This window comes from Methanobrevibacter sp. (assembly GCF_045646045.1).
Classification (GTDB): domain Archaea; phylum Methanobacteriota; class Methanobacteria; order Methanobacteriales; family Methanobacteriaceae; genus Methanocatella.
This window is the reverse complement of record NZ_JAZRJY010000011.1, coordinates 22628-28872: the sequence shown is the minus strand read 5'-3', so window position 1 is coordinate 28872 and position 6245 is coordinate 22628. Positions and strand designations below refer to the sequence as shown.

Genomic DNA, 6245 nt, shown 5'->3' with positions numbered 1-6245 from the left:
ATCAATCTTTCCAAGATATAAAAGCTTCATTCATCACTTAAAAGATAAGAAAATTGAAAAAACAAGTAACAAAATTGAAAATGCCTTTCAAAAAACAATGCCAAAATCCAGAAAACGAACATTTAAGACTAAACGAGGCGTGTTAAAACGAATATATCTCAGAGATTTAATTTGGAATCAAAATCGAAAAACCGATTTTGAAAATCAACAAAGTTTTTGAAAGAGTCATAAAAAATATCATGAAAAAGTATTTTAAATATAGAAATTAAAAATAATAGTATTATTGACTAAGTTTTAACTTTTTCAATTTTTAAAACCAAGAGGTTATATTTCATGTACGTACAAAAATTTGAGGATTTAAATAAGTCAGATATTGCAATTGCAGGTGGTAAAGGTGCTAATTTAGGTGAATTAACCCAAGCTGGCATTCCTGTACCTCCAGGTTTTGTAGTAACTGCAGAAACTTATCAAAAATTCATGGAAGACACTGGAATTAATGATAAAGTTTTAGATATTTTGGATAAAATCGATATTAATGATACCAAAGCTCTTCAAGCTGCTGCTGAGGAAATCAAATCTATTATTATTGAAACTCCTATTCCAGATGACATGATTATGTTTATTAAAGAAGCTTACAATCAGCTCTGTCAAAGAGTCGGTGAAGAAGATACTGATGTAGCTATCAGATCATCAGCTACTGCTGAAGATTTGCCTGAAGCTTCTTTCGCTGGTCAGCAAGATACTTTCTTACACGTTAGCGGTGATGAAGAAGTAATTGAATATGTCAGAAAATGTTGGGCATCATTATTTGAAGCAAGAGCTATTTTCTACCGTGAAGAAAATGATTTCGAACACTCAAAAGTATTGATTGCTGTTGTTGTTCAAAAAATGGCTATTGCAGACAAAGCTGGTGTAATGTTTACTGTAAATCCATCAACCGGTGAAGAAATTGCTTTAATCGAAGGATCATGGGGTCTTGGTGAAGCAGTTGTATCTGGAGACGTAACTCCTGACAACTATCAGGTTGACAAAGCAAACAATGAAGTTATTAACGTAACAATTTCTGATAAAAAGGTAATGTATACCAATGACGAAAGCGGTACCAGTATTAAAGTTGATGTTCCTGAAGAAAAGAGGATGGAACGTGTTTTATCTGATGAAGAACTTGTTGAATTAACTGAAATGGGTAAAAGAGTTCAAGCTCACTACGGCGAACCTATGGATACTGAATGGGCATTTGAAAGAGACAACCTCTTCCTGCTCCAGGCCAGACCTATTACAACTTTAGGTGATGTTGAACCTGCTGAAGACTCTGATACCAGTGTTGACGGTGATGTTCTCGTTAGAGGTTTAGGTGCAAGTCCTGGTATTGCAACAGGTGTAGTTAAAATCGTTTTAGACATTGATGAATTGGATAAAATCGAAGAAGGAGATGTTATGGTTACAACAATGACCACTCCTGATATGGTACCTGCTATGAGAAGGGCCAGTGGTATTGTAACCGATGAGGGTGGTGTAACCTGTCACGCTTCAATTATCTCTCGTGAATTAGGTATTCCTTGTGTTGTAGGAACCGGTGATGCTACTAAAACATTGAAAGAAAATGATGGTGTTACATTAGACGGTAAGAAAGGTCTAGTATTTGAAGGAATCTCTGAAGTTAAAGAGGAAGCTCCTGTTGCACAAGCTGCAGCTGCTGAAGCTCCAATTTTAACTGTAACTGAAGTCAAAGCTAATGTAAGTATGCCTGAGGCTGCAGAAAGAGCGGCAGCAACCGGTGCAGATGGTGTTGGACTTTTAAGAACCGAACACTTGATGTTAACTGCAGGTATTCACCCTGGAAAATTCATTGCTGACGGAAAAGAGCATGAATTAATCGATACAATAGCTGAAAATGTTCAAATAGTAGCTGATGCATTCTATCCAAAACCGGTATGGTACAGAACCTTGGATGCTCCTACAGATGAGTTCATTACCTTGGAAGGTGGAGAAAACGAACCTCGTGAGCACAATCCAATGCTCGGTTGGAGAGGTATCAGAAGAGAATTGGATCAACCGGAAATCCTTAAATGTGAATTCAAAGCTATTAAAAAATTGCACGAAAAAGGATACACAAACATCGGTATTATGATTCCTTTATCACAATCTCCTGCTGAACTCCTTAAAGCTAAAGAGTTATGTGCTGAAGTCGGATTCATTCCTCACAAAGATGTTGACTTTGGTATGATGGTTGAAATTCCTGCTGCTGCAATCATCATTGATGAATACTTGAAAATCGGTGTTGACTTTGTAAGTTTAGGAACCAACGATTTAACCCAATATACTCTTGCAGTTGACAGAAACAACGAGTTTGTAGCAAAACACTACACTGAAGAACACCCTGCAGTAATGAAATTGATAGAAAGAACTATCAGAAAATGTGCTGAAGCAGGCGTAACCTGCAGTATCTGTGGTCAGGCTGGAAGTGTACCTCATATCGTTGAAAAACTCGTTAAATTTGGAATTACTTCAGTTAGTTCCAATGCCGATGCAATAGCTGATGTTAGAAAAACTGTTGCTCGTGCAGAACAAAAAATTATTTTAGAAGCTGCCCGTAAGCGTCTAGACTAATTTTTTACTTTTTTTCTTTTTTTTTATTTTAACATATAATAGATGATTTTATGAATGATTTGCCGATAGATAAAGATGAAATTTTAAATGAACTGGATTTAATTCAGCAAAAAGATTTAAAATACTCTGATGGTAGGATTTTGGGCTCAATGTGTACTGAAGCCCATCCTTTTGGAAAAGAAATCTATATAAAATTTCTTGACAGTAACCTAGGGGATCCCGGTTTGTTTAAGGGAACCAAATCAATTGAAGATAAAACAATTCAAATCATTGGTAAATTATTGAATTTAGATAATGCTTATGGAAATATTGTAACTGGTGGAACTGAAGCAAATATAATGGCTATAAGAGCAGCCAGAAATCATGCAAGAAAATATAAAAATATTAAATATGGAGAAATTATTCTTCCAAAATCTGCTCATTTTTCATTTAAAAAAGCAGCCGATATGATGTGTCTTAAAATTGTCGAGGCTGATTTGGATGAAAACTATAAAATTGATGTTGAATCCATTAAAGATAAGATTACTGAAAATACTGTAGCTATTGTTGCAATTGCAGGAACTACTGAATTGGGTTTGATTGATCCGATAGAAGAAATTTCCAAAATTGCTCATGAAAACAATATTTATTTTCATGTGGATGCTGCATTTGGTGGATTTTCAATACCTTTTTTAAAAGAATCAGGTTATGAATATCCTGAATTTGATTTTAAACTGCCTGGAGTTTGTTCAATTACTGTTGACCCTCACAAGATGGGTCTTGCACCGATTCCTGCAGGGGGAATAATTTTTAGAAAAAAAGAATATTTGGAAGTAATGGCTATTGATTCACCATATCTGACTGTTAAAACACAATCAACTATTGTTGGAACTCGTTTAGGTGCTTCTACTGCAGCAACTTATGGTCTTTTGAAATATTTCGGGCGAAAAGGATATTCAAAACTAGCCACAAGATTAATGGACAATACTTTCTTTTTAAAGGAATCTTTGGAAAAAATTGGTTATGAGGTTATTGTTGAACCTGAATTAAATATCATTGCTTTTAATCATCCAACTAAAAGTCCGCAAAAGTTGTCTGAAGAATTGGAAAAAATAAATGGATGGAAAGTTTCAGTTGCAAATTGTCCAAATGCAATCAGGATTGTTTTAATGAACCATGTAACCAAAACTCACTTGAAAGAATTTTTAGCTGATTTGGAGAAATTATATTAGATTTCTTCAACATACATCAATGGATAATTCAATTCCTCAATATATTCTATTCTGATAACTGCTTTTACGTCTTCCACTATGGTATGTATTCTAACGTCAAGCATATCTCCTGAAAGTGAAATGTAATCAAAGCCGGTATTGTCATTTAAATTAATTTTAACTTCAACATCTTCGATGGCAGGCTGCAATTTAAATGATTCCTCAATGCTTCTTTCCAGACCTTCTTTTGTTTCAATATTGACAGGAGTTCCTACAAACTGGTGAAATAATGCACCCATACTAATTCCACCTTCAAATATTGCTCGTTCACGGGCAGTTATGTTAGAGAAATATTTTTCATTAACGTCCATTCAAATTCCTCCATTTAAAAAGATTATTTTGTCATATATTATCTGGGATGAGATTGGATTAAAACAGAAGTAAATCAGGATTGCGGATATTATTAAGACTGTTCCCAAAATATATGGTCTTGTTTCCTTTGGGAAAATAAATGATATTCCAAGACCTATTATTAAAAACAATCCTGCAATTATGAAAGCATTGGACTCCTGCGGATTGGATGTAATTACTTTTTCATTTATTCCGCTGATGTTGGTCTGCTGACCTTCAATAATCAGTCTGTTTTCTGTTGAACCAATAGGATCGCATGTAATCAATAAAACATGGTCTCCGCTTTCATTTGTGTTCAGCTGATATGTTGCAGGGACAATAGTTTTATTTATGACCGTATAGTGGACCTCACCGATTCCCGGCCATTCCAGGGTTATTGCATCACCGTTTTCAAGTTCGTTCAACCTCAGGAATGGTGATCCTTGAAGGGTCCTATGTCCGAAAATGATAACGTCTCCATGTGTTGGTATTCCTGATTTTTCATCCAGCATAACACCTAAATCCAGGGATTGATTGTTTATTTTTTCATTAATTCCAACTTTGTCAATCATTATGACTGGAGAAGTGATGTCTTTTTGGCTTACATTTTTGTGAGCATAATAGTTAACTTCTCCTGCAGCATATAATCCTATTACTATTATGGCAATAATCACAATAATTGCTGAAATACTTGGTCTTTTCATACTATCATTTTTATATTTATTTAATTAATATAACTTTTCTATCTGGAATATGTTGAATTAATTTCACCTGCCATCCAGTCGGGTGCTTTTGCAGTAGGGATTGTTAAAATAATGCTGTCCATATTATTTATGATTAAAGGAACTTTATCCTGAGGCACTTCAACTAAAAGCATATATTCCGCATCCAAATCTCCCAAATTAATTTCTCTTTCATAATTGGATAATTTAACACCATAGTTTCTCAGCATGTCCAGTGTTGTTTTTTCATCATAACCCTGCACAAGGGATCCTTTAAGCATTTCCAGTACATTTGAAGAGAATTTTTTTGTATTTTCGGAAGGATGGGTATTATTTCCCTCAACTATTGTATTTCCTTTTGAATATTCAGATTCAATCTCGCCATTGTCTTCATATCTCATTATTGACAGCACCGTACATCCGCTAACGTCCGCTTCGCTTTTGTTTAAATCCTGGGTTTTATTAAACGTCGTATCATTATTGCTTTGATAAATGTCAACAATGCTTCCGGTACTTATCAATCCTGCTCCTGCCTGAAGACGGGATACTAAAATCGGAACGGATACCGTATCTGGTTTTTTAAATGTCATTTCAGACAGTTTTTCAGCATTATTGTTGTTTACTGTTTCCACCGCTTCACTTGCAGGCATTATGACATTGCGGGAGGTGTTTTCATAAACTGCCATGGTACGGTTAAACTGGTCAGTGTTTGCCCTAATGCTTGTTATATGAAATTTTTTCCAATCATTTGTCGCATATTTAAAAACATTGATACTTTTAACTTCATAGACGTTTTTAGCATCGTTTATTTTATCTTCTAATGTAAATGCATTTGCCGCATCTGCAAGGGGTCCTTTATAAAGGGAATGCAATTCATTTATCTTTAAGGTTTTTTCCTTGTTCAGTTCTTGCTGTGCAGGTTCATAAATTATAAAGTAATATGCAGATATTATTAATGTCAGTATAATAATTGTTGTAATGATTTTGCCTATTTTTCTTTTTTTCTCATCACTAATATTATCTGGGGTTTTATTTTTAAATAATGAACCTAATTTATTGTTGAAAGCTTCAATTGCACTTATTTCCTTTTCCGGTTTTAGTTTCGGTCGTGGAATTTCATTATTTTTTAAATCGTTTAATTCACCAAATCCTTTCGGATAAAGCCGATCTTTTTCTTTTTTCATGATAAACCCTCACTAATCTTTTGTAAAATTGAGTATTCGGATAAATTAATGCTGTGAAAGTTGTAAATCCAAATACTCTGGAAGTTTTTTTAAATTTTTTATTTAAAAATCATTAAAAAACTTTAATATTACTATAATCCTTGTTATTA

Annotated in this window: 5 protein-coding genes and 1 pseudogene; 3 read left to right on the top strand and 3 right to left on the bottom strand. The window is 34.1% G+C overall.

Annotated elements, in window-relative coordinates; translation table 11 throughout:
• From ACKI5C_RS00830 to mfnA, 3 genes and pseudogenes are all read left to right on the top strand, one after another.
• A pseudogene (locus tag ACKI5C_RS00830) lies at positions 1-220 on the top strand (transposase family protein); the annotation flags it as partial.
• A gap of 113 nt (positions 221-333) precedes the next feature.
• Positions 334-2610 (top strand): phosphoenolpyruvate synthase, encoded by a 2277-nt coding sequence (gene ppsA / locus ACKI5C_RS00825; RefSeq protein ID WP_407431082.1) that lies wholly within the window; start codon positions 334-336, stop codon positions 2608-2610.
• A 50-nt stretch (positions 2611-2660) separates the two neighbouring features.
• Entirely contained in the window at positions 2661-3821 is a 1161-nt protein-coding gene (mfnA, locus tag ACKI5C_RS00820) for a tyrosine decarboxylase MfnA (RefSeq protein ID WP_407431080.1), read from the top strand.
• Here the strand turns inward: mfnA and ACKI5C_RS00815 are convergent.
• From ACKI5C_RS00815 to ACKI5C_RS00805, 3 genes are read right to left on the bottom strand one after another with little or no spacing between them, the layout of a single operon-like run.
• The gene (locus tag ACKI5C_RS00815) at positions 3818-4171 is read right to left on the bottom strand and encodes a dihydroneopterin aldolase family protein (RefSeq protein ID WP_407431078.1); all 354 of its coding nucleotides are present in this window, start codon (positions 4169-4171) and stop codon (positions 3818-3820) included. The genes mfnA and ACKI5C_RS00815 overlap by 4 nt on opposite strands.
• Entirely contained in the window at positions 4172-4894 is a 723-nt protein-coding gene (locus ACKI5C_RS00810) for a class E sortase (protein WP_407431076.1), read from the bottom strand.
• A 38-nt stretch (positions 4895-4932) separates the two neighbouring features.
• Complete coding sequence (locus ACKI5C_RS00805) at positions 4933-6096, bottom strand: DUF515 domain-containing protein (RefSeq protein ID WP_407431074.1); 1164 nt, start codon at positions 6094-6096, stop codon at positions 4933-4935.
• Between the last annotated feature and the right edge of the window lie 149 nt (positions 6097-6245).

Excerpts from the sequence above, each read along its gene's own strand:
- ppsA (WP_407431082.1), top strand. The coding sequence starts at position 334 with ATGTACGTACAAAAATTTGAGGATTTAAATAAGTCAGATATTGCAATT.
- mfnA (WP_407431080.1), top strand. The coding sequence starts at position 2,661 with ATGAATGATTTGCCGATAGATAAAGATGAAATTTTAAATGAACTGGAT.
- ACKI5C_RS00815 (WP_407431078.1), bottom strand. The coding sequence starts at position 4,171 with ATGGACGTTAATGAAAAATATTTCTCTAACATAACTGCCCGTGAACGA.
- ACKI5C_RS00810 (WP_407431076.1), bottom strand. The coding sequence starts at position 4,894 with ATGAAAAGACCAAGTATTTCAGCAATTATTGTGATTATTGCCATAATA.
- ACKI5C_RS00805 (WP_407431074.1), bottom strand. The coding sequence starts at position 6,096 with ATGAAAAAAGAAAAAGATCGGCTTTATCCGAAAGGATTTGGTGAATTA.